General features: G+C 61.7%; 22 protein-coding genes. 9 read left to right on the forward strand and 13 right to left on the reverse strand.

Translation table 11 applies throughout. The features are described from left to right. Window positions 1–9 precede the first annotated feature (9 nt). Together gatA and gatC are read right to left on the reverse strand one after the other, a co-directional pair. Window positions 10–1,461 carry an Asp-tRNA(Asn)/Glu-tRNA(Gln) amidotransferase subunit GatA gene (gene gatA, locus J3P76_RS04310; RefSeq protein WP_434607770.1) on the reverse strand — a complete coding sequence of 484 codons (1,452 nt, stop codon included), beginning with the start codon at window positions 1,459–1,461 and terminating at the stop codon, window positions 10–12. A 16-nt stretch (window positions 1,462–1,477) separates the two neighbouring features. Next, on the reverse strand, window positions 1,478–1,765 hold the full coding sequence (gene gatC, locus J3P76_RS04315; RefSeq protein WP_039592252.1) for an Asp-tRNA(Asn)/Glu-tRNA(Gln) amidotransferase subunit GatC: 288 nt from the start codon (window positions 1,763–1,765) through the stop codon (window positions 1,478–1,480). Between the two features lie 214 nt (window positions 1,766–1,979). Between gatC and mreB the strand changes: the two genes are divergently transcribed. The 8 genes from mreB (at window position 1,980) to tldD (ending at window position 13,223) form a co-directional block, all read left to right on the forward strand. Beyond that, on the forward strand, window positions 1,980–3,017 hold the full coding sequence (gene mreB, locus J3P76_RS04320) for a rod shape-determining protein MreB (protein ID WP_002555108.1): 1,038 nt from the start codon (window positions 1,980–1,982) through the stop codon (window positions 3,015–3,017). A 171-nt stretch (window positions 3,018–3,188) separates the two neighbouring features. Next, window positions 3,189–4,277 carry a rod shape-determining protein MreC gene (mreC, locus tag J3P76_RS04325; RefSeq protein WP_434560647.1) on the forward strand — a complete coding sequence of 363 codons (1,089 nt, stop codon included), beginning with the start codon at window positions 3,189–3,191 and terminating at the stop codon, window positions 4,275–4,277. Beyond that, a complete protein-coding gene (gene mreD, locus J3P76_RS04330) occupies window positions 4,274–4,762 on the forward strand; it encodes a rod shape-determining protein MreD (RefSeq protein ID WP_249876151.1) in 489 nt (162 codons plus the stop codon). Before mreC ends, mreD begins: the two co-directional genes overlap by 4 nt. A gap of 98 nt (window positions 4,763–4,860) precedes the next feature. Next, window positions 4,861–5,457, forward strand: coding sequence for a Maf family protein (locus J3P76_RS04335; protein WP_434701581.1), 597 nt, complete (start codon window positions 4,861–4,863; stop codon window positions 5,455–5,457). A 56-nt stretch (window positions 5,458–5,513) separates the two neighbouring features. Further along, on the forward strand, window positions 5,514–6,971 hold the full coding sequence (gene rng / locus J3P76_RS04340; protein WP_420765526.1) for a ribonuclease G: 1,458 nt from the start codon (window positions 5,514–5,516) through the stop codon (window positions 6,969–6,971). 60 nt (window positions 6,972–7,031) lie between these two features. Continuing rightward, a complete protein-coding gene (locus J3P76_RS04345; RefSeq protein WP_434701582.1) occupies window positions 7,032–10,835 on the forward strand; it encodes a YhdP family protein in 3,804 nt (1,267 codons plus the stop codon). Window positions 10,836–10,911: 76 nt separating this feature from the next. Beyond that, entirely contained in the window at window positions 10,912–11,775 is an 864-nt protein-coding gene (locus J3P76_RS04350; protein ID WP_434560641.1) for a carbon-nitrogen hydrolase family protein, read from the forward strand. A gap of 5 nt (window positions 11,776–11,780) precedes the next feature. Beyond that, window positions 11,781–13,223, forward strand: coding sequence for a metalloprotease TldD (tldD, locus tag J3P76_RS04355; RefSeq protein WP_186710681.1), 1,443 nt, complete (start codon window positions 11,781–11,783; stop codon window positions 13,221–13,223). A gap of 44 nt (window positions 13,224–13,267) precedes the next feature. Here tldD and yjgA read toward each other — a convergent pair whose 3' ends face one another. Beyond that, window positions 13,268–13,792 (reverse strand): ribosome biogenesis factor YjgA, encoded by a 525-nt coding sequence (gene yjgA, locus J3P76_RS04360; protein ID WP_420765523.1) that lies wholly within the window; start codon window positions 13,790–13,792, stop codon window positions 13,268–13,270. A 153-nt stretch (window positions 13,793–13,945) separates the two neighbouring features. On the opposite strand from yjgA, the gene pmbA reads away from it, so the two are divergent. Then, the gene (gene pmbA, locus J3P76_RS04365; RefSeq protein ID WP_420765522.1) at window positions 13,946–15,292 is read left to right on the forward strand and encodes a metalloprotease PmbA; all 1,347 of its coding nucleotides are present in this window, start codon (window positions 13,946–13,948) and stop codon (window positions 15,290–15,292) included. 218 nt (window positions 15,293–15,510) lie between these two features. Here pmbA and J3P76_RS04370 read toward each other — a convergent pair whose 3' ends face one another. The 10 genes from J3P76_RS04370 to J3P76_RS04415 form a co-directional block, all read right to left on the reverse strand. Then, window positions 15,511–15,786: an HPr family phosphocarrier protein gene (locus J3P76_RS04370; RefSeq protein ID WP_420765521.1), complete on the reverse strand. Its 276-nt coding sequence runs from the start codon at window positions 15,784–15,786 to the stop codon at window positions 15,511–15,513. Window positions 15,787–15,801: 15 nt separating this feature from the next. Beyond that, window positions 15,802–16,659 carry an RNase adapter RapZ gene (rapZ, locus tag J3P76_RS04375; RefSeq protein ID WP_420765520.1) on the reverse strand — a complete coding sequence of 286 codons (858 nt, stop codon included), beginning with the start codon at window positions 16,657–16,659 and terminating at the stop codon, window positions 15,802–15,804. A 2-nt stretch (window positions 16,660–16,661) separates the two neighbouring features. Further along, window positions 16,662–17,126, reverse strand: a complete 465-nt coding sequence (ptsN, locus tag J3P76_RS04380; protein WP_420765519.1) for a PTS IIA-like nitrogen regulatory protein PtsN — start codon at window positions 17,124–17,126, stop codon at window positions 16,662–16,664. 12 nt (window positions 17,127–17,138) lie between these two features. Next, entirely contained in the window at window positions 17,139–17,447 is a 309-nt protein-coding gene (gene hpf, locus J3P76_RS04385) for a ribosome hibernation-promoting factor, HPF/YfiA family (protein WP_090281780.1), read from the reverse strand. Between the two features lie 75 nt (window positions 17,448–17,522). Continuing rightward, window positions 17,523–19,019 (reverse strand): RNA polymerase factor sigma-54, encoded by a 1,497-nt coding sequence (locus tag J3P76_RS04390; RefSeq protein ID WP_434560635.1) that lies wholly within the window; start codon window positions 19,017–19,019, stop codon window positions 17,523–17,525. 195 nt (window positions 19,020–19,214) lie between these two features. Beyond that, entirely contained in the window at window positions 19,215–19,940 is a 726-nt protein-coding gene (lptB, locus tag J3P76_RS04395; RefSeq protein ID WP_047228667.1) for an LPS export ABC transporter ATP-binding protein, read from the reverse strand. Further along, on the reverse strand, window positions 19,940–20,488 hold the full coding sequence (lptA, locus tag J3P76_RS04400) for a lipopolysaccharide transport periplasmic protein LptA (protein ID WP_420765517.1): 549 nt from the start codon (window positions 20,486–20,488) through the stop codon (window positions 19,940–19,942). Before lptA ends, lptB begins: the two co-directional genes overlap by 1 nt. Further along, window positions 20,475–21,047: an LPS export ABC transporter periplasmic protein LptC gene (gene lptC, locus J3P76_RS04405; RefSeq protein WP_420765516.1), complete on the reverse strand. Its 573-nt coding sequence runs from the start codon at window positions 21,045–21,047 to the stop codon at window positions 20,475–20,477. Before lptC ends, lptA begins: the two co-directional genes overlap by 14 nt. Before the next feature lie 7 nt (window positions 21,048–21,054). Then, entirely contained in the window at window positions 21,055–21,579 is a 525-nt protein-coding gene (locus J3P76_RS04410; RefSeq protein WP_039592232.1) for a KdsC family phosphatase, read from the reverse strand. Continuing rightward, the gene (locus J3P76_RS04415; RefSeq protein ID WP_420765515.1) at window positions 21,579–22,553 is read right to left on the reverse strand and encodes a KpsF/GutQ family sugar-phosphate isomerase; all 975 of its coding nucleotides are present in this window, start codon (window positions 22,551–22,553) and stop codon (window positions 21,579–21,581) included. The genes J3P76_RS04410 and J3P76_RS04415 overlap by 1 nt, the downstream gene beginning before the upstream one ends. Window positions 22,554–22,624 lie beyond the last annotated feature (71 nt).

Here is a 22,624-nt window from a genome sequence, read left to right on the forward strand (position 1 = left end):
TGTTTCTCCTCAGAAGCCGGTTGGGGTGCGGGTGTGCCAGTCAGTATTCAATTGATACTGGTGGGCGACATTCAACAGGCGGCCTTCCTGGAAATACGGCGCGAGCAACTGCACGCCCACCGGCAGGCCATCGACGAAGCCGGCCGGCATGGACAGGCCCGGCAAGCCGGCGAGGTTGGCGGTGATGGTGTAGACGTCTTCCAGGTACTCGGCGACCGGGTCGCTGTTCTTGGCGCCGAGCTTCCAGGCCGGGTTCGGCGTGGTTGGGCCGAGGATGATATCGACCTCGTTGAAGGCGGCCATGAAGTCGTTCTTTACCAGGCGGCGGATTTTCTGCGCCTTTAGGTAGTAGGCATCGTAGTAGCCGGCGGACAGCGCGTAGGCGCCAACCATGATCCGGCGCTGCACTTCGGCGCCGAAGCCTTCGCCACGGGAGCGCTTGTACAGGTCGACCAGGTTTTGCGGGTTCTCGCAGCGATAGCCGAAGCGCACGCCGTCGAAACGCGAGAGGTTAGAGGAGGCTTCCGCCGGGGCGATCACGTAATACGCCGGAATGGCGTGCTGCATGTTCGGCAGGCTGATTTGCTTGATGACCGCGCCGAGCTTTTCCAGCTCCTTGATGCTGTTTTGAATCAGATCGGCGATGCGCGGGTCGAGGCCGGCGCCGAAATATTCCTTCGGCACGCCGATGCGCAGGCCTTGCAGCGAACCGTTGAGGCTGGCGCTGTAGTCCGGCACCGGTTCATCGATGCTGGTGGAATCGTTCGGGTCGAAGCCGGCCATGCCTTGGAGCAGGATCGCGCAGTCTTCGGCGGTGCGGGCCAGCGGGCCACCCTGGTCGAGGCTGGAGGCGTAGGCAATCATGCCCCAGCGCGAGACGCGGCCGTAGGTCGGTTTCAGGCCGGTGAGGTTGGTGAACGCAGCTGGCTGGCGAATCGAGCCACCGGTGTCGGTGGCGGTGGCGGCCGGCAACAGGCGCGCGGCCACGGCGGCGGCGGAACCACCGGACGAGCCGCCCGGTACGTGTTCAAGGTTCCACGGGTTTTTCACCGCGCCGTAATGGCTCGACTCGTTGGCCGAGCCCATGGCGAACTCGTCCATGTTGGTCTTGCCCAGGGTCACGGTGCCGGCGGCGGCCAGCTTGGCGACCACGGTGGCGTCGTACGGGGCCTTGAAATTGTCGAGCATCTTCGAGCCGCAGCTGGTGCGGATGCCCTGTGTGCAAAACAGGTCCTTGTGGGCAATCGGCGCGCCAAGCAGGGCGCCGTTCTCACCCTTGGCGCGACGGGCGTCGGCGGCCTTGGCCTGGCTCAGGGCCAGTTCTTCGGTGAGGCTGATGAAGCTGTTGAGCTGCGGATCGAGCTGGGCGATGCGCGCCAGCAGGGCCTTGGTCAGCTCTTCGGAGGAAAACTTTTTGTCGGCGAGTCCGCGGGCGATCTCGGCCAGGGTCATCTGATGCATGAGAGGCTCTTTCCCTTTAGTCGATGACTTTCGGAACCAGGTACAGGCCGTTTTCGACCGCTGGCGCGATGGACTGGTAGGCCTCGCGGTTATTGGACTCGGTGACGACGTCGGCGCGCAGGCGCTGGCTGGCTTCCAGTGGGTGGGCCAGCGGCTCGATACCGTCGGTATCGACCGCCTGCATTTCGTCGACCAGCCCGAGGATGCTGTTCAGGGCAGAAGTGATGTGTGGAAGATCGGCTTCATTGAGGCCCAGGCAGGCCAGATGAGCGATTTTTTCCACGTCGGAGCGTTCAAGCGCCATGGGATTCTCCAGTGGAAAACAAAACGGACGCAGTCTGTCCGTGTGTTAGATTGTCGGAACACTACCGCATTTCTACGGCGCTACGGCCGCGATTGTAGGGTTTGGTGCACAGAAAAGCGGCCAATTTAACATATTGGCGCCTTGCCCAAAATCCCTGTCGTTGTTAGAGTTTGCCGCACTTTTTTACCCACGCGTTGCCTAGGGTCCCTTTCCCATGTTCAAGAAACTGCGTGGCATGTTTTCCAGCGATCTCTCCATCGACCTGGGCACTGCCAACACCCTTATTTACGTGCGCGAGCGCGGTATCGTCCTGAATGAACCCTCGGTCGTGGCCATCCGCACCCACGGTAACCAGAAAAGTGTCGTGGCTGTCGGTACGGAAGCCAAGCGCATGCTGGGCCGTACACCGGGCAACATTGCAGCCATTCGCCCCATGAAGGACGGCGTGATCGCCGACTTCAGCGTCTGCGAAAAGATGCTGCAGTACTTCATCAACAAGGTTCACGAAAACAGTTTTCTGCAGCCCAGCCCTCGTGTGCTGATCTGCGTGCCCTGCAAGTCCACCCAGGTGGAGCGTCGCGCCATCCGTGAATCGGCCCTGGGTGCCGGTGCTCGCGAAGTATTCCTGATTGAAGAGCCAATGGCCGCAGCCATCGGTGCCGGCCTGCCGGTGGAAGAAGCCCGTGGTTCGATGGTCGTCGATATCGGTGGTGGTACCACTGAAATCGCCTTGATCTCCCTCAACGGTGTGGTCTACGCCGAATCCGTGCGTGTGGGCGGCGACCGTTTCGACGAAGCGATCATCACCTACGTACGTCGCAACTACGGCAGCCTGATCGGCGAATCCACCGCCGAGCGCATCAAGCAGGAAATCGGCACGGCCTACCCGGGCGGTGAAGTGCGCGAAGTCGATGTTCGCGGTCGCAACCTGGCCGAAGGCGTTCCACGCGCGTTCACGCTCAACTCCAACGAAGTGCTCGAAGCGCTGCAAGAGTCGCTGGCAACCATCGTCCAGGCCGTCAAGAGCGCCCTGGAGCAATCGCCGCCGGAGCTGGCCTCGGACATCGCCGAGCGCGGCCTGGTGCTGACCGGTGGTGGCGCGCTGTTGCGTGACCTCGACAAACTGCTGGCCCAGGAAACCGGCCTGCCGGTGATCGTTGCCGAAGACCCGCTGACGTGCGTTGCCCGCGGTGGTGGCCGTGCGCTGGAAATGATGGACAAGCACACCATGGACCTGCTCTCCAGCGAATAAATCTGGCGCAGTGGTCTATGTTGTTTGCGCTCGGGCGGCACTTTGCAGTGCTGCCCGTTGGCGTTTATCTTCTGTCATTCGTATCCAGGCCGGTTCGATACCGTATGAATAAAGACAACGTTTGCCTGGGAGGAGCGGCTTATTAAACCGCTTTTTGCCAAAGGCCCCTCATTGGGTGTACGCCTGCTGGTGTTGACCGTGCTGTCGGTTGCGCTGATGGTGGTGGATGCCCGCTTCACGCTGCTCAAGCCAGTGCGCAGCCAGATGTCGCTGGTGTTGATGGAGTCCTACTGGATCACCGACCTGCCGCAACGGTTGTGGCAGGGTGTGGCCAGCCAGTTTGGCAGCCGGACCGAACTGGTCGCCGAGAACGAAAAACTCAAGACTGAAAACCTGCTGCTGCAGGGGCGCATGCAGAAGCTGGCGGCCCTCACCGAACAGAACGTGCGGCTGCGCGAGTTGCTCAACTCCTCGGCGCTGGTCAATGAGAAAGTCGAAGTGGCCGAGCTGATCGGCATGGACCCGAACCCGTTCACCCACCGCATCATCATCAACAAGGGCGAGCGCGACGGCGTGGTCCTCGGCCAGCCGGTGCTCGATGCCCGTGGCCTGATGGGGCAGGTGGTGGAATTAATGCCTTATACGTCTCGTGTGCTGTTGCTGACCGATACCACCCACAGTATCCCGGTGCAGGTCAATCGCAACGGCTTGCGGGCAATCGCAAGCGGCACCGGCAACCCCGAGCGCCTCGAACTTCGCCATGTGGCCGATACCGCCGACATCAAGGAAGGCGACCTGCTGGTCAGTTCCGGCCTCGGCCAGCGGTTTCCGGCTGGTTATCCCGTGGCGACGGTCAAGGAAGTGATTCATGACTCTGGCCAGCCGTTCGCGATCGTGCGGGCGGTGCCAACGGCTGCGTTGAACCGCAGCCGCTACCTGCTGCTGGTATTCAGCGACAACCGCACGCCTGAAGAGCGCGCCAACGATGCCGCCGTGGCCCAGGAGGCCCAGGACCAGCAGAGCGGCGAATCGCCTGCTCCGGCCACACCTGCGCCCGCGCCCGCACCTGTACCAGCCACTGTGCCCAAGCCCCAGGCTGCGACGGCCCCGGCAACAACAGCTCCGGCCGCACACGCCGCGGCTCCCGCCCGACCGGCCGCAGCCCAGCAGCCGGCGGTCCAACCCGCCCGGCCCGCGACCAAGCCACCGGCCCCAGCGCCTGCCGCTACGCCCGCCACCAGGGGAGCACGTGAAGAATGAGCAGTACTCGATCCGGTAATGGCTGGATGGTCTGGCTGACCTTTGCCATCGGCCTGTTGCTCAGCGTTTCCCCGCTGCCGCAGTTCATGGAAATCCTGCGCCCGCTGTGGCTGGCCTTGCTGCTGGCCTTCTGGGCCCTGGCCTTGCCGCACAAGGTCGGCATGGTCACGGCCTGGTGCCTGGGGCTGGCCGAAGACGTGCTCTATGGCACGTTGCTGGGTCAGAACGCGCTGATCCTGACCTTGATCACATTCCTGGTGCTGTCGTTGCAACAACGCCTGCGCATGTTCCCGATGTGGCAACAGTGCTTGGTGATCCTGGTGATCTTCGGGTTGGCGCAACTGGTGCAATTATGGCTCAGCGCCTTGACCGGTAATCGCCAGCCGACCCTGGCGCTGGTCTTGCCGGCCCTGGTCAGCGCATTGCTCTGGCCGTGGATAAGTTTCGGTTTGCGCGGCTTGCGGCTGCGTTTCAAAATCAACTGATTCGGTCAGGATATCTACACTTTTTTGATGACTTACATCCCTGTGGCGAGGGAGCTCCCTCGCCACAAAAGCCGGTCGCCTATAAGGGAGATGTCTTGATGAAACCGCTTTACCTCGCCTCAGGGTCGCCGCGCCGGCGTGAATTGCTCACGCAGATCGGGGTGCCATTTACCGCCATCGGTGCGGACATCGACGAAACTCCTCACGATCACGAAACCCCATCGGCCTATGTAGAGCGCTTGGCGCGTGGCAAGGCCGATGCTGGACGACGTGCCCTATCAAATGACATCGATGGCTGCGTGCTCGGCGCGGACACCGCCGTGGTGCTGGATGGACGAATTCTCGGCAAGCCTCAGGATCAGGCCGACGCCGTGTCGATGCTCATGGGCCTGTCCGGGCGCGATCATGAGGTATTGACCGCCATTGCCGTGCTGGATGCCGAACGCTGCGAATCCCGGGTGGTTCGCAGCCGCGTGCGCTTTCGCCTGATCACGGAACAGGAAGCGCTCGCCTATTGGGCCAGCGGCGAACCGCGAGACAAGGCCGGCAGCTATGGTATCCAAGGGCTGGGCGCGGTGTTCGTCGCCGGGCTTGAGGGCAGTTATTCGGCCGTGGTCGGCCTGCCGCTCTGCGAAACCGCAGAATTGCTCGGCCATTTCGGCATACCCTGTTGGCAAACCTTGAGCGCGCGTTGAGCGCCGTCTGACTAGATGCGGCCATAATCGTGAATATGCCTGAACGAGACCCTGCCATGAGTGAAGAGATTCTGATCAACATCACGCCGATGGAGTCGCGCGTGGCGGTGGTTGAAAACGGTGTCCTGCAAGAAGTTCACGTCGAGCGCACGCAAAAGCGTGGCATCGTCGGCAATATTTACAAGGGCAAGGTGGTGCGGGTTTTGCCGGGCATGCAGGCAGCCTTCGTCGACATCGGCCTGGACCGCGCGGCGTTCATCCACGCCTCGGAAATTTCCATGCGCGAAGGGCCGGCGGTGGAAAGCATCAGTGCGCTGGTCCATGAGGGCCAGAGCCTGGTGGTGCAGGTCACCAAGGACCCCATCGGCTCCAAGGGCGCGCGCCTGACCACCCAGCTGTCGATTCCGTCGCGCTACCTGGTGTACATGCCGCGCACCGCCCACGTCGGCATATCCCTGAAGATCGAAGACGAAGCCGAGCGTGAGCGCCTCAAAAAAGTGGTCAGTGACTGCGTGGAAAAAGAAGGCATCAAGGAAGCCGGCGGCTTCATCCTGCGTACGGCCGCCGAAGGCGCCGGGGCCGATGAGATCCTCATGGATATCCGCTACCTGCGCAGGCTCTGGGACCAGATCGCCGCGCAGATCAAGACCATCGCCACTCCCAGCGTGATCTACGAAGATCTGGGACTGGCGTTGCGAACCCTGCGTGACCTGGTCAGCCCGAAGATCGAGAAGATCCGCATCGATTCCCGGGAAACCTTCCAGAAAACCACCCAGTTCGTCGCCGAGCTGATGCCGGAAATCGCCGACCGCCTGGAGCACTACCCTGGCGAGCGGCCGATTTTCGACCTGTACGGCGTCGAAGATGAGATCCAGCGCGCCCTTGAACGCAAGGTGCCGCTCAAGTCCGGCGGTTATCTGGTGGTCGATCCGGCCGAGGCGATGAGCACCATCGACGTCAACACCGGTGCCTTTGTCGGCCATCGTAATCTCGAGGAAACCATCTTCAAGACCAATCTTGAAGCGGCCACGGCCATTGCCCGGCAATTGCGCCTGCGCAACCTCGGCGGGATCATCATCATCGATTTCATCGACATGGAAGACGAAGAGCACCAGCGCCAGGTGCTGCGCACCCTGGAAAAACAGCTGGAGCGCGATCACGCCAAGACCAACATCATCGGCATCACCGAACTGGGCCTGGTGCAGATGACCCGCAAGCGCACCCGCGAAAGTCTTGAACAAGTGCTGTGCGAACCATGCAGCAGTTGCCAGGGCCGGGGCAAGCTCAAGACCCCGGAAACCGTGTGTTACGAAATCTTCCGGGAAATCCTCCGGGAAGCGCGCGCCTACCAGGCCACTGGCTATAGAGTGTTGGCGAACCAGAAAGTAGTGGACCGGTTGCTCGATGAAGAGTCGGGCAACGTCGCGGAGCTGGAAACCTTTATCGGCCGCACGATCCGTTTCCAGGTGGAGACCATGTATTCGCAGGAACAATACGACGTGGTGTTGCTCTGACGTGGCATGCGCAGTGGCGAGGCCGCGGCGAGAATGCCTTTGCCAAGGGGGGCTGCTGACATGGAGCGTCTGACACGCCTGTTGGGCACATTGACACGCTGGGGGCTTGGCCTGTGTGCGCTGCTGCTGGTCGTGCTGGCCTTGTACGTGAGCCTCGGCCGGGAGTTGGTCCCGCTGGTGGCTGAATACCGTAGCGAGGTCGAGGCCCGTGCCGGCGAAGCGCTCGGCATGCCGGTGCACGTCGGTAGCCTCGAAGGCGGCTGGAACGCCCTGGCCCCCATCTTCGCCGCGCGCGATGTAGTGGTCGGCGACGGCCCCAATGCCCTGCACCTGGATCATGTGCGCGCCGTGCCCGCGGTGTGGGACAGCCTGGTGGCCCGCCAGGTGCGCATCGCCCATCTGGAAATCAGCGGCCTGAAGATCAGCCTCAAGGAAGGCGCCGACGGGAAATGGGCCCTGGAAGGCCTGCCAGTACGGGACGACCAGCCACTCGATCCGCAGCAACTGTTGAACCGCATGCAAATGGTCTCGAAGCTGTCGGTGCTCGACAGCCAAGTGACGTTGCAGCCACTGGACCATCCGCCCCTGAGCCTCACCTACGTTGGCTTGAGCCTGCGCACCGGTGCCTCCCGCCAGCGCCTGGACGCTCGGCTGACCCTGCCCGACGGCCAGCCCGTGGCGATCAACCTGCGTACCCGCATCCGCGCCAGCGATTGGAAAAATGGCGTGGCCGATGCCTACCTGAGCCTGCCGCAAAGCGATTGGTCCCAATGGCTGCCTAAACGCCTGACCCGGCAATGGAATTTTTCCGAAATCAAGGCGGGGGGCGAGTTCTGGCTCAGCTGGGGCGCGGGCACGGTGCAAAGCGCGGCCGTGCGCTTGAACGCGCCGCAGCTCCAGGGCGCCTATGCCGACCGCAAGCCCGTGCAGATCCATAACCTGGCCCTCAACGGCTATTTCCAGCGCAGCAGCCAAGGATTTATCGCAACCTTCGACACTCTGGCGATGAGCCTGGGTGACACCCGCTGGGAGTCGCGCCTGCAGCTGCAGCAGACCGACGCCTCCGACAAGGCCGAGGAACGCTGGCACGTGCAGGCCGATCGTCTCGACTTGACGCCGCTCACGCCGCTACTCAATGCCCTGGCGCCATTGCCGGAAGGCGTCGCCACCGCCATCGACCGACTCAAGGTGACCGGTGGCTTGCGCAACGTCTTGCTCGACTACCGGCCACACAATACCGGTGATCAAAAAGTCAGCTTCGCCACCAACCTCGACGCGGTGGGTTTCAACGCCTATCACGGGGCCCCGGCGGCACGTAATGTTTCGGGCAGCCTGAGCGGCGACCTCGGCGGCGGCGAACTGCGCATGGACAGCAAGGATTTCTCCCTGCACCTGGACCCGATCTTCGCCAAGCCCTGGCAGTACTTGCAGGCCAACGCACGGCTGACCTGGAAGTTGGACAAGCAAGGGTTCACCTTGATCGCGCCTTACCTGAAGGTGCTGGGCGAGGAGGGCCGGATTGCCGGGGATTTCCTGATTCGCCTGCATTTCGATCACAGCCAGGAAGATTACATGGACCTGCGGGTCGGCCTGGTGGACGGTGATGGGCGCTACACCGGCAAGTACCTGCCGGCCGTTCTCAGTCCGGCGCTGGACGAGTGGCTGCGCACCGCAATTGTCAAAGGCGCGGTGGATGAGGGCTTCTTTCAGTATCAAGGCTCGCTGAACAAAGGCGCCGAGGATGCGGCTCGCAGCATCAGCCTGTTTTTCAAGGTGCATGACGCTGAGCTGGCGTTCCAGCCCGGCTGGCCTTCGGTCAGTAAGGTCAGCGGCGATGTGTTTGTCGAGGACAGCGGCGTACGCATCTTCGCCAGCCAGGGGCAACTGCTGGGCACCCAGGTAAAAGACGTTTCGGTGAACATTCCCCACGTGCCGACCGGGCAAAACTCTCATTTGCTGCTCGACGGTGGGTTTGCCGGAGGGCTCGGCGACGGGTTGAAGATCCTCCAGACCGCGCCCATCGGCACGGCCGAAACATTCGCCGGCTGGGAAGGCGAGGGCGACCTGCGCGGCAGCGTAAAGCTCGATATCCCGCTCGTGAAAGGCGAGCAACCGAAGATCCTCGTGGATTTCTCAACGGACAAGGCTCGGCTCAAACTCAGCGAGCCGGCCTTGGAACTGACTCAGCTCAAGGGGGATTTCCGCTTCGACAGCAGCAAGGGGCTGAGCGGCAAGAACATTGCGGCCCGGGCATTCGACCGACCCGTGACCGCGCAGATATTCGCCGAGGGCCGCACCGGCGCGCTCAATACGCGTGTCACGGCGTCCGGACGGGTTGAGGTGAAGAAACTCACCGACTGGCTGAGCGTGACCCAGCCGTTGCCCGTCTCCGGCGTGATTCCTTACCAGTTGCAAGTGATCCTGGACGGCGCCGACAGCCAGCTGTCGATCAATTCCAATCTCAAAGGCGTCGCGGTGGATCTGCCGGCGCCCTTCGGCATGGCGGCTGATGCCGAGCGCGACACCGTGTTCCGTATGACATTGCAGGGGCCGGAGCGGCGTTACTGGGCCAATTACGGCGACCTGGCCAGCTTCACTTATGCCGCCCCGAGCGGAAAAACGGCCGATGGCCGTGGCGAATTGCTCCTGGGCGGGGGCGATGCAGTGCTGCCGGGAGCGAAGGGGCTGCGCCTGCGAGGCACGCTATCGGAGCTGGATGTGGGTCCCTGGCAGGATCTGTTGGGCAAATACGCCGGCCAGGACCCGGGCGGCAGCGCCCGGCAAGTGCTCAGCGGTGTCGACCTGAAAGTGGGCAAACTCACGGCGATGGGCACGACGCTGGACCAGGCATCGGTGCAACTGGACCGCAAGCCGGACGCCTGGGCCATGCGGCTCGACAGCCAGCAGGCCAAGGGCAGCGTCAACGTGCCGGACGCAAAGGCCGCCCCCATCGGTATCAAGCTGGACTACGTGCGCCTGCCCGCTGCCGACCCGACGGTGCAGGCCGACGAAAACGCCCCGGATCCGCTGGCTTCGGTTGATCCGAGCAAGATACCGGCCCTGGATATCGCCATCGACCAGTTGTTCCAAGGGCCTGATCTGATCGGCGCCTGGTCGTTGAAGGTGCGTCCAACCGGTAAAGGTATTGCGTTGAACGATCTGGACATGGGCCTCAAGGGCATGGTCCTCAATGGCAATGGCGCTTGGGAAGGTGCGCCGGGCTCGACCAGCAGTTGGTACAAGGGGCGGATCAAGGGTAAGAACCTGGCCGATGTGCTGAAAGGCTGGGGATTCGCCCCCAGCGTGACCAGCCAGGAGTTTCGCCTGGACGTTGACGGCCGTTGGCCTGGTTCGCCCGCCTGGGTGGCCACCAAGCGCTTCTCCGGAAGTCTCGATGCGTCGCTTACCAAGGGGCAGTTCGTCGAGGTCGAAGGCAGCGCGCAGGCGTTGCGGGTATTCGGCCTGTTGAACTTCAACTCCATCGGCCGCCGCCTGCGCCTGGATTTCTCCGACCTGTTTGGCAAGGGGCTGAGCTATGACCGGGTCAAGGGCTTGCTGGTGGCGAGCAATGGCGTCTATGTAACGCGTGAGCCCATCGCCTTGACGGGACCTTCGAGCAACCTGGAACTGAACGGAACGCTGGACATGGTCACTGACCAGGTCGACGCCAAGCTGCTGGTGACGTTGCCGGTGACCAACAACCTGCCCATCGCCGCGCTGATTGTCGGCGCCCCGGCGGTGGGTGGGGCATTGTTTTTGATCGACAAACTGATCGGTGACCGCGTAGCGCGTTTTGCCAGCGTAAGATACGACGTCAAGGGGCCGTGGAAAGAGCCAAAGATCAGCTTCGACAAGCCGTTCTGACGAGTAACGCTAGCCCTTGTGGGAGCGAGCAAGCTCGCTCCCACAAGAGGATGATGCACAAAATGAGGGAGGCAGCATGCCAGTCGCCGTGATTCAAATGGTCAGCCAAAGCGATGTCCTCGCCAACCTGGCCCGCGCCCGTGTGCTGTTGGAACAGGCAGCGGCTGGCGGTGCGAGGCTGGCGGTGCTGCCGGAAAACTTCGCCGCCATGGGGCGGCGGGACGTTGCCGACATCGGTCGCGCCGAAGCCTTTGGTCAGGGACCGATCCTGCCTTGGTTGAAACAGGTCGCTCGCGACCTCAGGTTATGGATTGTCGCCGGCACGCTGCCATTACCGCCGGAGGACGAGCCCGAAGCCAGGGCTCATGCCTGTTCGTTGCTAGTGGACGACCAGGGCCAGATCGTGGCGCGTTACGACAAGCTGCACCTGTTTGACGTGGACGTGGCGGACAATCGTGGGCGCTACCGCGAATCCGATGACTATGCTTATGGTCGCAACGTGGTGGTCGCCGATACTCCCGTGGGCCGGGTGGGCCTGACGGTCTGTTACGACTTGCGTTTCCCGGAGCTCTACAGCGAGTTGCGAGCGGCCGGGGCTGAGTTGATCACCGCGCCTTCGGCCTTTACAGCAGTAACCGGCGCCGCCCATTGGGACGTATTGATTCGCGCCCGAGCCATCGAGACCCAGTGCTACCTGCTGGCGGCAGCCCAAGGCGGGACGCATCCGGGGCCAAGGGAAACCTTCGGCCACGCTGCAATTATCGACCCATGGGGGCGGGTGCTGGCGCAACAGGATCAAGGCGAGGCGGTGCTGCTGGCCGAGCGCGACAGCAGCGAACAGGCGTCCATCCGGGCGCGCATGCCGGTGGCGAGCCATCGGCGCTTTTTCTCGCAGGGCGCCCGACAGCGACCTGCCCAAGACGACGAATTCAAGGCGTAAAACATATGAGCGGGTTGTTGTCCTCAGTCAGTGAACACCTTTTAGCCCCCGGTGGCGTGACCCTCGAAAGCCTGCAAGGCGTGCTGGGTGACCTGGCCGGCCCGGGCATCGATGCCGCCGACCTGTATTTCCAGGGGCAGATTTCCGAGTCCTGGTCGTTAGAAGACGGCATCGTCAAGGAAGGCAGTTTCAACCTTGACCAGGGCGTCGGCGTACGGGCCCAGTCCGGTGAAAAGACCGGTTTTGCCTACAGCAACGCCATCACCCTCGAAGCCCTCGGCGCCGCGGCCCGTGCCGCTCGTTCGATCTCGCGCGCCGGGCAAAACGGCACGGTCCAGGCGTTCAGCAGCCAGGACGTGGCGCAGCTGTATGCGCCGGATAATCCATTGGAGGTCATGAGTCGCGCCGAGAAAGTCGAGCTGCTCAAACGCATCGACGTTGCCACTCGCGCCCTCGATCCGCGGATCCAGCAGGTGTCGGTGAGCATGGCGGGCGTCTGGGAGCGAATCCTGGTGGCGTCCACCGATGGTGGCCTGGCGGCGGACGTCCGGCCCCTGGTGCGGTTCAATGTCAGCGTGATCGTCGAGCAGAACGGCCGGCGTGAGCGCGGCGGTCATGGCGGCGGCGGGCGCACCGACTATCGTTATTTCCTCAGCGAAGACCGCGCCATGGGCTACGCCCGCGAAGCCCTGCGCCAGGCGCTGGTCAATCTGGAAGCGATTCCGGCCCCGGCCGGCACGTTGCCGGTGGTGCTGGGCTCCGGCTGGTCCGGCGTGCTGCTGCATGAAGCGGTCGGCCACGGCCTGGAAGGCGATTTCAACCGCAAGGGCAGCTCTGCCTACAGTGGTCGCATGGGTGAAATGGTCGCCTCGAAACTCTGCACGATCGTCGACGACGGTACATTGGCCGGGCGTCGGGGCTCCCTGAGCGTTGATGACGAAGGCACCCCGACCGAGTGCACCACCTTGATCGAAAACGGCGTGCTCAAGGGCTACATGCAGGACAAGCTCAATGCTCGCCTGATGGGCGTCGCTCGCACCGGCAACGGTCGTCGCGAATCCTACGCGCACCTTCCGATGCCGCGCATGACCAATACCTACATGCTGGGCGGCCAGAGCGATCCGGCGGAAATCATCGCCTCGGTGAAAAAAGGCATCTATTGCGCCAACCTCGGCGGCGGCCAGGTGGACATCACCAGCGGCAAGTTCGTGTTTTCCACCAGCGAGGCCTACCTCATTGAAGACGGCAAGATCACCGCGCCGGTCAAGGGCGCGACCCTGATCGGCAACGGGCCGGAGGCGATGAGCAAAGTGTCGATGGTCGGTAATGACCTGTCGCTGGACAGTGGCGTGGGCACGTGTGGCAAAGACGGCCAGTCGGTGCCGGTGGGTGTCGGCCAGCCGACCTTGAAGATCGATGCGATCACCGTGGGTGGCACGGGCGCATGACGGAGCCTTGGGTGGAGTGCAAGGCCTCCACCCAAGGACGAGACTCAGCGCAGGCCGCGTTGAGTCTCGTCTAGCTCACGGATGTATTTGAAGATTTTACGGCTCGAGGCCGGCGGCTTGTTGTGCGCCAGTTCGTGCTGGGCCTGACGGATCAGGGAGCGCAATTGCTGGCGATCGGCCTCCGGGTAGTCGATGACGAATTTTTCCAAGGTGCCGTCATCGCCAGCGATCAAGCGATCACGCCAGCGTTCCAGGTTGTGGAAGCGCTCGTTGTACTGCCGGGTGGAGGCATCGAGCTGGTCTAGCAAAACCAGGATCGCGTCAGTGTCCTGGTCGCGCATCAGTTTGCCGATGAACTGCAGGTGCCGTTTACGCGCGATATTCGCGGTGTGCTTGGGCGCATCGGCCAGGGCCCGGCGCAAGGCGTCGGTCAACGGCAGTTTGGCCAGCAAGTCAGGCTTGAGTGTTGTCAGGCGCTCGCCGAGGTCAACCAGAGCATGCAGCTCGCGTTTGACCTGGGATTTGCTTTTTTCACCCTCGTAGAGGGAGTCGTCGTAAGAATCAACCATGGTGGCAGTCCGCAAAGAAACGCCGCCATGATAACCAGTCGGGGGCCGCTTGTCCGGCCCGGTCGCTAGAAGGCCAAGGGTTTGTACGAAAAACAGCGCAGGCAGTTTGCGTGCAAACCCGATACCGAAAGCAGAATTTGAGTGGAGAACACCATGAGTGCAGTTCAGAGCGTCGGTCCGCAGGCATTGCCGGCACTGCAGGAGCAAGTCGAGCAGATTCTCGCCGAGGCCAAGCGACAAGGTGCCAGCGCCTGTGAGGTGGCGGTATCGCTGGAGCAGGGATTGTCGACTTCGGTGCGCCAGCGCGAAGTGGAAACCGTTGAGTTCAATCGGGATCAGGGTTTCGGCATTACCTTGTACGTAGGCCAGCGCAAGGGATCGGCCAGCACTTCGGCCAGCGGGCCCGACGCCATTCGTGAAACGGTGGCCGCGGCGCTGGCGATCGCCAAGCACACGTCCGAGGATGACGCCTCGGGGTTGGCCGATGCCGCCCTTATGTGCAAGGAACTGAAGGATTTCGATCTGTTCCACGCCTGGGACATCACGCCCGAGCAAGCCATCGAACAGGCGCTGCGCTGTGAGGCGGCGGCATTCGATGCCGACCGCCGGATCAAGAATGCCGACGGTACGACGCTCAATACGCACCAGGGTTGCCGGGTTTATGGCAACAGCCATGGCTTTATCGGCGGTTACGCTTCGACCCGTCACAGCCTCAGTTGTGTGATGATCGCCGAGGCGGACGGGCAGATGCAGCGCGACTACTGGTATGACGTCAGTCGCCAGGGCACGTTGCTGGCGGACCCGGTGAGCATCGGCCAGAAAGCCGCACAACGGGCAGCCAGCCGCTTGGGCGCGCGGCCGGTGCCGACCTGTGAGGTGCCGGTGTTGTTTTCTGCCGAGCTGGCCGGTGGTCTGTTTGGCAGCTTCCTGTCGGCGGTGTCTGGCGGCAACTTGTACCGCAAGTCGTCGTTCCTGGAAGGCGCGCTGGGGCAGAAGCTGTTCCCGGAGTGGATGACCATTGACGAGCGTCCGCACCTGATGCAGGCCATGGGCAGCTCGGCATTCGACGGCGATGGCCTGGCCACTTACGCCAAGCCGTTCGTGGAAAACGGCGAGCTGGTGTCCTACATCCTTGGTACCTATTCGGGCCGCAAACTCGGCATGCCGAGCACCGCCAACGCTGGCGGTGTGCATAACCTTTTCGTTACCCATGGCGAAGAAGACCAGGCGGCATTGCTTCGGCGCATGGGCCGGGGGCTGTTGGTAACGGAGTTGATGGGCCATGGGCTGAACATGGTGACCGGGGATTATTCCCGTGGCGCGGCGGGTTTCTGGGTCGAGAATGGCGAGATCCAGTTCCCGGTTCAGGAAGTCACCATCGCCGGAAACATGCGTGACATGTTCAAGCAGATCGTGGCGGTGGGGAATGATTTGGAGCTGCGCAGCAACATCCGCACGGGCTCGGTGTTGATCGAGCGGATGACCGTGGCGGGTAGCTGATACTCAAGGCCACAAAAAAAGGCGCGTCATTCATGTGGATGACGCGCCTTTTTTGTGTCGATTAGAGCTCATGGCAAGTCCGTTTTTGTGGCGAGGGAGCTTGTTCCGCTGAGCCGCGAAGCGGCCCCAACATCTTGCGGCCGCTGCGCACTGGAGCGCCAGCCCGGCCGAGCGGGAGCAAGCTCCCTCGCGACGAAATGGCCTTGGGTCCGGAGGAGTTATTCCCCCTCGTCGAAATAGTTGTTGATCAGCGCCACCAAGGCATCCATCGCCTCCTGGGCCTGTTCGCCCTCGGTGCTCAAGTGGATCTTGGTGCCCTTGCCAGCGGCGAGCATCATCATCGCCATGATGCTTTTACCATCGACGGTACTCTCAGGCGTGCGCCCGACCCGGATCGTGGTCTCAGGAAACTGACCCGCCACACCTACGAATTTCGCCGACGCTCGGGCATGCAAACCCAGCTTGTTGATGATTTCAATTTCACGAGCAGGCATCGCGGTGTGAATCCTTTAGCTGAGGTCGCGGTGGCGAACCTGGACGTTCTTCAGGGATTGTTGCAGGAGCTGACCCAGGCGTTCGGTCAGGTAGACGGAGCGGTGATGGCCACCCGTACAGCCAATGGCGATCGTGACGTAGGCGCGGTTGCTAGCGGCAAAGCGGGGCAGCCATTTGAGCAGGTAGCTGGAAATGTCCTGGTACATCTCTTCGACATCCGGCTGGGCGGCCAAGTAGTCGATTACCGGTTGGTCCAGCCCGGACTGCTCGCGCAGTTCCGGTTTCCAATAAGGGTTGGGTAAACAGCGGACATCGAACACCAGGTCGGCATCTACCGGCATTCCGCGTTTGAAACCGAACGATTCGACGAGAAAGGCCGTACCCGGTTCTGGCTGGTTCAGCAGGCGCAACTTGAGGGTGTCGCGCAGTTGATACAGGTTCAGGTTCGTGGTGTTGAGCTTGAGGTCCGCCAGGTCCGCGATGGGCCCGAGCAGTTGGCTTTCGTCATGGATCGCTTCGGCCAGGGAGCGGCTCGCATTGCTCAGTGGATGGCGCCGGCGAGTTTCGGAGAAACGCTTGAGCAAGGTTTCTTCGTCGGCATCCAGGTAGAGCACATCGCATTGGATATGGCGGCTGCGCACTTCCTCGAGCAGTTCGGGGAAGCGCGACAAGTGGCTGGGCAGGTTACGGGCATCGACCGACACGGCGACCAGCGGTTGCGCCAGTTCGGTGTGGATCAGGGCGCGCTCGGCCAACTCCGGAAGCAGGCCTGCCGGCAAGTTGTCGATGCAGTAGTAGCCGCTGTCCTCGAGCACATTGAGGGCGGTACTTTTACCGGAGCCGGAGCGGCCACTGACGATGATCATGCGCATGTTTAATGACCGTTCTGCTCGTCCAGGACAACCTGATACAAAGCGTCGTTACTCGTTGCGCTGCGCAGTCTTTCGCGCACTTCCTTGCGGTCCAGCATGCTGGCGATCTGGCGCAGCAGCTCAAGGTGCGCATCGGTCGCCGCTTCCGGAACCAGCAATACGAACAGCAGGTCGACCGGGGCGCCGTCGATGGCGTCGAAATCTATGGGTGCTTCAAGGTGCAGTAGCGCGCTGATGGGCGACGTACAGCCTTTGAGGCGGCAATGTGGAATGGCGATGCCGTTGCCAAAACCGGTGGAGCCTAGTTTTTCACGGGCGATAAGGGCCTCGAAGACGTCCTGCATTTCCAGATCCGGCACTTCGCGGTGGATCAGGTTGGCAATTTGTTCGAGGGCTTTCTTCTTACTGCCACCCGGCGCGTTCACCTGGGAACGGCCGGGGGTCAGGATGGTTTCTAGTCGGATCATGGATTGGGGGGGTTAACGACCGGTTGCGCCCTGGAGGAGGCTCTGGGTCTTTTCCTTATGCTTTTTGAGTTGGCGATCCAGCTTGTCGGTCAGCAGGTCAATCGCGGCATACATGTCATCATGCTCCGCATTGGCAACCACTTCTCCGCCGGGAATATGCAGTGTGGCTTCGATCTTCTGCTTCAGCTTTTCGACGTTCAGAATGACTTGCACGTTGGTGATCTTGTCGAAATGCCTCTCCAATCGGTCGAGTTTTTCGCCGATGTAGGTGCGCAGGGGTTCGGTCACTTCCAGTTGGTGTCCACTGATGTTGACTTGCATACAGCTTCTCCTTCGTTGCCAGTGCATAAAGCGGCAGGCTGGGTGCCTGCCACTGGAACGCTGTGGCGTGGCCTGTTACATCAACCGCTTGCGTTCGCTCGAAGGTGCGATCCCCAGGGATTCGCGGTATTTGGCGACGGTACGGCGGGCCACCTGAATGCCTTGTGCCTCCAGTAAACCAGCGATCTTGCTGTCACTCAACGGCTTTTTCTGATTTTCCGCCGCGACCAGTTTTTTGATGATCGCGCGGATGGCCGTGGACGAGCATTCGCCGCCTTCGGAGGTGCTGACGTGGCTGGAGAAAAAGTATTTCAATTCATAGATGCCCCGAGGGGTATGCATGAATTTCTGGGTGGTCACCCGTGAAATCGTCGATTCGTGCATGCCCACCGCCTCGGCAATGTCATGCAGGACCAACGGCTTCATCGCTTCGTCGCCATATTCCAGGAAGCCGCGCTGATGCTCGACGATCTGGGTGGCGACTTTCATCAGGGTTTCGTTGCGGCTCTGCAGGCTCTTGATGAACCAGCGCGCTTCCTGCAACTGGTTGCGCATGAAGGTGTTGTCGGCGCTGGTATCGGCGCGTTTGACGAAACCTGCGTACTGGGCGTTGACGCGCAGCTTGGGCATCGACTCCTGGTTGAGCTCCACCAGCCAGCGATCGTTGTGCTTGCGCACGATTACGTCGGGGACGACGTATTCGGGCTCGGTGGATTCGATCTGTGAGCCAGGACGCGGGTTGAGGCTTTGCACCAGCTCGATGACCTGGCGCAGTTCATCTTCCTTGAGCTTCATGCGACGCATCAGTTGGCTGTAGTCGCGTCCGCCCAAAAGGTCGATGTAATCGGTCACCAGGCGCTTGGCTTCGGCCAGCCACGGGGTTTTGGCGGGCAATTGGCGCAGCTGCAGCAACAGGCATTCGCCCAGGTTGCGAGCACCGATGCCGGCGGGTTCGAACTGCTGGATGCGATGCAAGACGGCTTCGATCTCGTCCAGCTCGATGTCGAGCTCGGGGTCGAAGGCTTCGAGGATTTCTTCCAGCGTCTCGTCCAGGTAACCCTGGTTGTTGATGCAATCGATCAGGGTCACGGCGATCAGGCGATCGGTATCGGACATCGGCGCCAGGTTCAATTGCCAGAGCAGATGACTCTGCAAGCTCTCGCCGGCGGACGTGCGGGTAGTGAAATCCCATTCGTCGTCATCGCCGCTCGGCAGGCTGCTGGCGCTGGTCTGATAGACGTCTTCCCAAGCCGTGTCCACGGGCAGGTCGTTGGGAATGCGCTCGTTCCATTCGCCATCCTCAAGGTTGTCCACCGTGGGGGCGGCTTCCTGTTGGTAGGTTGGTTCCTGGATTTCCGGGGTGGTTTTCTGCTCGACATTGTCGGCCAGTGGATCGGTGTTGTCGAAGTCGTCGCCCTCTTCCTGGCGTTCGAGCATCGGATTGGATTCCAGGGCCTCTTGGATTTCCTGTTGCAGGTCCAGGGTCGACAATTGGAGCAGGCGGATGGCCTGTTGCAGCTGCGGTGTCATCGTCAGCTGCTGGCCCATTCTCAAGACTAGCGATGGTTTCATGGCAGGGGCTTAACACCTTATTTGCCGGCGCACATGCGCCATCCACTACAGGGCGCCGGAGCGCCAAACTTAAGCAAATTATATGCCTGAAACTGAAGTGTTTGCCTAGGGGGCGTCTTCAATTAATTGAGAGTGCCCCACGGGTCGTCATCGGACATTCGGCGCCACCCAGGCCTTCGCCTGAGGCTTCGTGGCTTAAAGGCGGAACTCGTGGCCCAGATACACTTCCTTGACCAGCTCGTTGGCCAGGATGGTGGCCGAGTCGCCCTCGGCGATCAACTGGCCGTCGTTGACGATATAGGCGGTCTCGCAGATGTCCAGTGTCTCGCGCACGTTGTGGTCGGTGATCAGCACGCCGATCCCCTTGGCCTTGAGATGATGGATGATCTGCTTGATGTCGCCCACCGAAATCGGGTCTACGCCGGCGAAGGGTTCGTCGAGCAGAATGAATTTCGGCGCGGTAGCCAGGGCGCGGGCAATTTCCACGCGACGACGTTCGCCGCCGGACAGGCTCATGCCCAGGTTGTCGCGAATGTGGCTGATATGGAATTCCTGCAGCAAGCTCTCCAATTCCTGACGGCGGCCGGCCTTGTCGAGCTCCTTGCGGGTCTCGAGGATGGCCATGATGTTGTCGGCCACCGACAGTTTGCGGAAGATCGACGCTTCTTGCGGCAGATAACCGATACCGGCCTTCGCCCGGCCGTGCATCGGCTGGTGGCTGACATCCAGGTCGTCGATCAGTACGCGGCCCTGGTCGGCCTGAACCAGCCCGACGATCATGTAGAAACAGGTTGTCTTGCCCGCGCCGTTGGGGCCGAGCAAGCCAACGATCTGGCCGCTGTCGATGGACAGGCTGACATCGCGCACAACCTGGCGGCTCTTGTAGCTCTTGGCCAGGTGCTGGGCTTTCAGAGTTGCCATTACTGCGCCTTCTGCTCGTCGGTTTTCTTTTTCGGCTGGATCACCATGTCGATCCGCGGACGCTGTTCGGTCACCTTGCTGCCAGTGGCACGGCCGGCGCTGGCCAGCTTCTTGACCGTGTCGTAGACGATCTTCTCGCCTTGGGTCACGTTGTTGTCCTTGTCGACGACCTTGGCGCGGTCGATCAATACAACGCGGTCCTGGGCGGCGTGATACTGGATGGTGACCCCGTAACCCTGCACAGGCTTGGTGTCGCCTGCGGTCTGCAACTGTTCGAAGTACGCCAGGTTGCCCACGGATGTCACTACGTCGATATCGCCGGACTGGGTGCGGGTGATGGTGACGGTATTGCCGGTCACCTTCATCGAGCCCTGGGTAATGATCACGTCACCCTTATAGGTGGCGACACCGTTCTTGTCGTCCAGTTGCGCGTCGTCGGCCTGGATGCGGATAGGCTGGTCGCGGTCGTTGGGAAGGGCCCAGGCGCTCGCGCTTCCCAGTGCAGCGCCCAGACTGAGCAAAATAGGGAGGGTTTTAGCGAGCTTCATACTGTCCTCTTACTTTCGATAGCAGGTGTATCCTGCTTTCCTTCAAATACGCCTTCATTCCCACGCCGGTCGACACGCCGCCAGCGCCGTCGATTCTAACGGGTTGCTCGGTCTGCGCATATTCTCGCTGCGGGAAGACCGTCATGCGACTGCTGGTGATGATGGTCGTACGGTTCTTTTCATCGGTCCGTGCGATGCGCACCGAGTCGATCAGTTCGACTTCGGTGCCGCCGGGATTGACCTCGGCCCGTTCGCTCTGCACGTGCCATGGAAATTCGGTACCCCGGAACATGTTCAGGTCCGGTTTGGTCACCAGCGTGACGTCGCTGGCCTTTACATGATCGACCTTGTCGGCCGTCATTTCGTACTGCACCTTTCCGTCCGGCAGGTATTGCAGGGTATGCGTATTGGTCGCATACCAGTCGATGTCATTTTCCTCGACCTTGGCCGCGGGTTGGTCAAGGAAGCGTTCCGGGCTGATGTTCCAATAGCCCACCGCAGCGAAAATCGCGGCGATGCAGCTGAACACCAGAATGGTGCGAATCTTCTTGCTTAGCATAAATGGCTCACAAGTATGCGGCGTTGGCCGCTTCGAGGTGGCCCTGGGCACGCAGGATCAGTTCACAGAATTCACGGGCTGCACCTTCGCCGCCCCTTGCCGTGGTGACGCCATGGGCGTGCTCGCGCACGAACGCCGCTGCGTTGGCCACTGCCATGCCCAGGCCGACCCGACGGATGACCGGCAGGTCCGGCAGATCGTCGCCCAGGTAGGCGACCTGTTCATAGCTTAGATTGAGTTGGCCAAGGAGCTCGTCCAGAACCACCAGTTTGTCTTCGCGGCCCTGGTAAAGGTGGGGGATGCCCAGGTTCTTCGCCCGCCGTTCGACCACCGGGGTCTTGCGGCCGCTGATAATGGCCGTTTGCACGCCCGAGGCCATCAGCATCTTGATGCCTTGGCCGTCGAGTGTGTTGAAGGTCTTGAATTCGCTGCCGTCTTCGAGGAAATAAAGGCGGCCGTCGGTGAGTACACCGTCGACGTCGAATACGGCGAGCTTGATGGTCTTGCCCCGTTGCAGCAGGTCGGTCGTCATTACATTACTCCAGCACGCAGCAGGTCGGACAGGTTGAAGGCGCCGATCGGGCGGTCTTCGTCATCCACTACCACCAGTGCGTTTATCCTGTGGTCTTCCATGATTTTAAGGGCTTCGGCGGCAAGCATGTCGGCGCGGGCGGTCTTGCCGTGCAGCGTCATGACTTCGTCGATGGTTGCGTTGCGAATGTCGATCGCGCGGTCGAGGGTGCGGCGCAGGTCGCCGTCTGTGAAAATCCCGGCGAGCTTGCCGTCGGCTTCGAGGATCACGGTCATGCCCAGGCCCTTGCGGGTCATTTCCATCAGCGCATCTTTGAGCAGCGTGCCGCGTTGCACCTGCGGCAGCTCTTCTCCGGCGTGCATCACGTTTTCGACTTTCAGCAGCAGGCGACGGCCCAGCGCGCCACCGGGATGGGAAAAGGCGAAATCCTCCGCCGTGAAGCCACGGGCTTCCAGCAGGGCCACGGCCAGGGCATCGCCCATGACCAGTGCCGCGGTGGTGGAGGAGGTCGGGGCCAGGTTCAGCGGGCAGGCTTCGTGCTCGACATGGACATTGAGGTTCACCTCGGCGGCCTTGGCCAACGGGGAGTCCGGGTTGCCGGTGATGCTGATCATCTGGATGCCCAGGCGCTTGATCAGCGGCAGCAACGTGAGGATTTCATTGGTCGAGCCGGAGTTGGACAGGGCCAAGATGACGTCGTCCCGGGTAATCATGCCCATGTCGCCGTGGCTGGCTTCGGCCGGGTGGACAAAAAATGCCGTCGTGCCCGTGCTCGCCAGGGTGGCGGCGATCTTGTTGCCGATGTGGCCGGACTTACCCATGCCGACCACGACCACGCGGCCCTTGCTGGCCAGAATCATCTCGCAGGCACGTACGAAATCAGCGTCGATGTGGGCCAGTAAGCCTTGTACGGCTTCGAGCTCGAGGCGGATGGTACGTTGTGCCGATTGAATCAGGTCGCTGGATTGGCTCATGTCAGATCGTATAGCCCGATGAAAAGGCGGCGATTATAGCGGTAATGAACGATTCCCTCACGTTAGTTCGT

Origin of the sequence: Pseudomonas sp. D1-36 (assembly GCF_051132205.1) — a bacterium.
In the GTDB taxonomy this organism is placed as follows: domain Bacteria; phylum Pseudomonadota; class Gammaproteobacteria; order Pseudomonadales; family Pseudomonadaceae; genus Aquipseudomonas.